We start from the raw sequence: 4,749 nt of genomic DNA on the forward strand, positions 1-4,749 counted from the left end.
ATCCGGTGGTGATGGGCAAGGCGCGCGCCAAGCAGGATTACCTGTTCGGCCGCAGCCGCGAGGAGATCGTGCCGCTGGAAGAGCGCGCCAAGGTACTGCCGCTCTTGCTGCATGGCGATGCCGCCTTCGCCGGCCAGGGCGTGATTGCCGAGATCCTCGGCCTGTCCGGTCTGCGCGGCCACCGCGTCGCCGGCACGCTGCATTTCATCATCAACAACCAGATCGGCTTCACCACCAATCCGCGCTTCTCGCGCTCGTCGCCCTATCCGTCGGACGTCGCCAAGATGATTGAAGCACCGATCTTCCACGTCAATGGCGATGACCCGGAAGCCGTGGTGCACGCCACCAAGGTGGCGATCGAATTCCGCATGAAGTTCCACAAGCCTGTTGTGGTCGACATGTTCTGCTACCGCCGCTTCGGCCACAATGAGGGCGACGAGCCGGCCTTCACCCAGCCGATCATGTATCGCAACATCCGCACCCACAAGACGACGGTGCAGATCTATGGCGACCGGCTGATCGCCGAGGGTCACCTCACCCAGACCGAGCTCGACCAGTTGAAGGCCGACTGGCGGGCACATCTGGAATCCGAATGGGAAGTCGGCCAGCACTACAAGCCCAACAAGGCCGATTGGCTCGACGGCGCCTGGTCTGGCCTGCGCACGGCCGACAACCAGGACGAACAAAGGCGCGGCAAGACCGCCGTGCCGGTCAAGACACTGAAGGAAATCGGCAAGAAGCTGACCGAGGTGCCGAAGGATTTCGAGGCGCACAAGACAATCATCCGCTTCCTCGAAAACCGCCGCCAGGCGATCGAGTCGGGCGAAGGCATCGACTGGTCGACGGCGGAGGCGCTGGCCTTCGGCGCCATCCTGCTCGACGGCAATCCGATCCGCCTGTCGGGGCAGGATTCAGAACGCGGCACCTTCTCGCAGCGCCATTCGGTCCTTTACGACCAGCGCGACGAGACCCGCTACATCCCGCTCAACAATCTGTCGGCGGCTCAAGCCGGCTACGAAGTCATCAACTCGATGCTGTCGGAAGAGGCGGTGCTGGGCTTCGAATATGGCTACAGCCTGGCCGAGCCCAAGGCGCTGACCTTGTGGGAAGCGCAGTTCGGCGATTTCGCCAACGGTGCCCAGGTGGTGTTCGACCAGTTCATCTCTTCGGGTGAACGCAAGTGGCTCAGAATGTCGGGCCTCGTGTGCCTGCTGCCGCATGGTTATGAAGGCCAGGGTCCGGAACACTCCTCGGCCCGGCTCGAACGCTTCCTGCAGCTTTGCGCCGAAGATAACATGCAAGTGGCCAACTGTACGACGCCGGCCAACTACTTCCACATATTGCGCCGGCAGCTGAAGCGCGACTTCCGCAAGCCGCTGATCCTGATGACGCCGAAGTCGCTGCTGCGCCATAAGCGGGCGGTGTCGACGCTGCCGGAAATTTCGGGCGAAAGCTCGTTCCACCGATTGCTGTGGGACGATGCGCAGCTGCTTTCCGGCCAGGCGATCAAGCTCACCAAGGATTCGAAGATCCGCCGCGTCGTGCTGTGTTCGGGCAAGGTCTATTACGACCTCTATGAGGAGCGCGAAAAGCGCGGCATCAACGACATCTATCTGCTGCGCGTCGAACAGCTCTATCCGTTCCCGGCCAAGGCGCTGATCACCGAACTGTCGCGGTTCCGCAATGCCGAGATGGTGTGGTGCCAGGAGGAGCCCAAGAACATGGGCGCCTGGTCGTTCATCGACCCCTATCTGGAATGGGTGCTGGCGCATATCGATGCCAAGCATCAGCGGGTGCGCTACACCGGCCGTCCGGCCGCCGCCTCGCCGGCGACCGGACTGATGTCGAAGCATCTCGCCCAGCTCGCCGCCTTGCTCGAAGACGCGCTTGGTGAATAGAGAAGATCTGGGCGAATAACAGAACCGAAAGAAAACGGACAGGCACAATGGCTACCGAAATCCGCGTTCCCACTCTCGGCGAATCCGTCACCGAAGCGACCATCGGCAAATGGTTCAAGAAGGTCGGCGACGCGATCGTCGCCGACGAGCCGCTGGTCGAGCTCGAGACCGACAAGGTGACGGTGGAGGTGCCTGCCGCCGCCGCTGGAACCTTAAGCGAAATCACCGCCAAGGAAGGCGAGACTGTCGGTGTCGGTGCGCTGCTCGGTTCGATTTCGGCAGGTGGCGCTGCCGCCGCACCAGCGACCAAGCCGCAGGCGGTGTCGCAGGCCTCGTCGCCGGATGCGGCATCGACCGGCAAGCAGGCCGCGGCCGAGACCGCCAAGATCGCCGGCGATGCCGGCCCGGTCGAGCCGCGTACCATGCCACCGGCACCGGCCGCGGCGAAACTGATCGCCGAAAGCAATCTCTCGGTCGACCAGATCTCCGGTTCGGGAAAGCGTGGCCAGGTGCTGAAAGGCGATGTGCTCGACGCCATCTCCAAAGGCGCGCCGTCGCAGCCGGCGGAGACGCCGAAGGCGGCACCTGCACCGGTTGCCGTACGTGCGCCGTCCTCGGGCGACGATGCGTCGCGCGAGGAGCGCGTGCGCATGACCAAGCTGCGCCAGACCATAGCGCGCCGCCTCAAGGAGGCGCAGTCGACCGCAGCCATGCTGACCACCTTCAACGAGGTCGACATGTCAGCGGTGATGGCGCTACGCACCAAGTACAAGGACGTGTTCGAAAAGAAGCACGGCGTGAAGCTCGGTTTCATGGGCTTCTTCACCAAGGCCGTTACGCATGCGCTGAAGGAAATCCCCTCGGTCAACGCCGAGATCGACGCCACCGACATCATCTTCAAGAATTATGCCCATATTGGCGTCGCCGTTGGCACCGAGAAGGGTCTTGTCGTGCCGGTCGTGCGCAATGCCGACCAGATGTCGATCGCCGAGATCGAAAAGGATATCGGCCGGCTGGGCATCGCCGCGCGTGACGGCAAGCTGTCGGTCGCCGACATGCAGGGCGGCACGTTTACGATTTCCAACGGCGGCGTTTACGGGTCGCTGATGTCGACGCCGATCCTCAACGCGCCGCAGTCGGGCATTCTGGGCATGCACAAGATCCAGGACCGGCCTGTCGTGGTCGGCGGCGAGATCGTGATCCGGCCGATGATGTACCTGGCGCTCAGCTACGATCACCGCATCGTCGACGGCAAGGAAGCGGTGACCTTCCTGGTCCGCGTCAAGGAAAGCCTGGAGGATCCGGAACGGCTGGTGCTTGATCTCTAAGGCTGACGCGGTGGCTGAATCTGTCGAGCCAATCGATCTGTTCGAGCTTGTTACGACAGGCCGGGCGGGTCCGATTGAACTCGGAAAAAGCAGCCGTGAAACGGTGCGAGGCTTGATCGATCCGGAGGATGTGCGGGCGGACAATCATTATCGCCACGAGGACGCGGAGTCAGCGTGGTGCATCTATGGTAGAAATTGCGAGTTCTTCTTCAGTCCCGATTTTCATCTGAGGTCGATTAGCGTCGAGCCTGTCTTCGGAAGATTGCAATCGGGTGGAACGATGGCGACTTGGTACGGCCATCTGGACGTCGATTTGGGCCGGCATCCTGTGATTTTTGCAGGCACAAAGCCCATAGCCATACATACCTTGCCCAAGGCATTGCAGTTCCTGAACAAGAGCGAATTCAAGTGGGCAATCAGCGGCGGTCGTGAGCGCGACGTTTATATTGAGCTGGCGGAGAGTTCTCGCATCTTGACCCTCAAATACGAGGTTAATGCGGTTCCGGTCGACAGGAATGAAAACGTTGCGTTCGAGGTAGATTATTTTCTTTCGACGGTCTTCATCCTCGATCAAGCTGTTCAAGGCGGATAGCAGTGACGATCCGTTCTTTCTTGTCCGAAAGCCTGTCTACCGCATCGATAGCGGTCGGTGCGGCGATGATCCCGGCGGCAGCCTATGCCGCCTGCCCGATAGAACTCGCCGTCTATGGAGACGCCCAGGGCGGCAGCGAGATCGATTTCACGCCGACCGGCACCTCGGCGACCGTCACCAACAGCTTCCGCATGATCCTCGACAACGATGTGGTGCTGAACGGTATCGTCATGTGGAACGAGGGCGTGTCACGGCCGAACGGCGCGCTGATGTACAAATGCCCCGAGGGCGACGTCACCGGCGAGGAGCTTGCCGCCTGCACGCCCTGGCATGGCGTCATCTACACGGCGGATGACAAGGGCAACATCGGGCTGCTGCCGGCCGAAGGTGTCGAAGCGCCGAAGACGCTGATCCTGCCGGATCTCGGGCCAGCGTTGCGCCAATCCAGTGCCTATGGCAGCAGCGGGTTTTCGAAAGTGCCGGGGGATGTGTTTGCCTTGAAGGGATGCCAGGAATGAGCGGGACGCAAAAGGTGCTGCTGGTCACCGGCGGCAGCCGCGGCATCGGCGCGGCGATCTGCCGGTTTGGATCGAAGGCCGGCTACAGGGTCGCGGTCAACTACGCTGCGAATCAGGACGCCGCCGATGCACTGGTCGCGGAGATCGAGGCTGCCGGCGGCGAGGCTTTTGCGGTCAAGGGCGATGTCGGCAGCGAGGCCGATATCGTGGCCATGTTCGAGGCCGTCGACCACGCCTATGGACGGCTCGATGCCTTCGTCAACAATGCCGGCATCGTCGACGTCAAGGCGCGCGTCGACGAGATGGACGTTTCGCGGCTGGAGCGCATGATGCGCGTCAATGTCGTCGGCTCGTTCCTCTGCGCCCGTGAGGCGGTCAAGCGCATGTCGACCCGCCATGGCGGGGCGGGCGGG

At 62.3% G+C, this 4,749-nt stretch carries 5 protein-coding genes; all 5 read left to right on the forward strand.

The window, feature by feature from the left end; genetic code table 11:
* Window positions 1-1,898: 2-oxoglutarate dehydrogenase E1 component (locus EOC06_RS43025; RefSeq protein WP_245469855.1), on the forward strand; the 1,898-nt coding region annotated here is incomplete at its 5' end.
* A 47-nt stretch (window positions 1,899-1,945) separates the two neighbouring features.
* Entirely contained in the window at window positions 1,946-3,226 is a 1,281-nt protein-coding gene (gene odhB, locus EOC06_RS20890; RefSeq protein ID WP_128308678.1) for a 2-oxoglutarate dehydrogenase complex dihydrolipoyllysine-residue succinyltransferase, read from the forward strand.
* A 10-nt stretch (window positions 3,227-3,236) separates the two neighbouring features.
* Complete coding sequence (locus tag EOC06_RS20895; protein ID WP_127382344.1) at window positions 3,237-3,818, forward strand: hypothetical protein; 582 nt, start codon at window positions 3,237-3,239, stop codon at window positions 3,816-3,818.
* A 65-nt stretch (window positions 3,819-3,883) separates the two neighbouring features.
* Window positions 3,884-4,336, forward strand: a complete 453-nt coding sequence (locus tag EOC06_RS20900) for a hypothetical protein (protein ID WP_245469857.1) — start codon at window positions 3,884-3,886, stop codon at window positions 4,334-4,336.
* A partial coding sequence (locus tag EOC06_RS20905) for an SDR family NAD(P)-dependent oxidoreductase (protein ID WP_128308680.1) occupies window positions 4,333-4,749 on the forward strand: 417 nt, incomplete at its 3' end. The genes EOC06_RS20900 and EOC06_RS20905, both read left to right, overlap by 4 nt.

The organism is Mesorhizobium sp. M7A.F.Ca.MR.362.00.0.0 (genome assembly GCF_004023175.1).
Taxonomy (GTDB): domain Bacteria; phylum Pseudomonadota; class Alphaproteobacteria; order Rhizobiales; family Rhizobiaceae; genus Mesorhizobium.

What these genes read in the sequence shown, in the direction of transcription:
- odhB (WP_128308678.1), top strand. Translation starts at nt 1,946, where the DNA reads ATGGCTACCGAAATCCGCGTTCCCACTCTCGGCGAATCCGTCACCGAA.
- EOC06_RS20900 (WP_245469857.1), top strand. Translation starts at nt 3,884, where the DNA reads ATGATCCCGGCGGCAGCCTATGCCGCCTGCCCGATAGAACTCGCCGTC.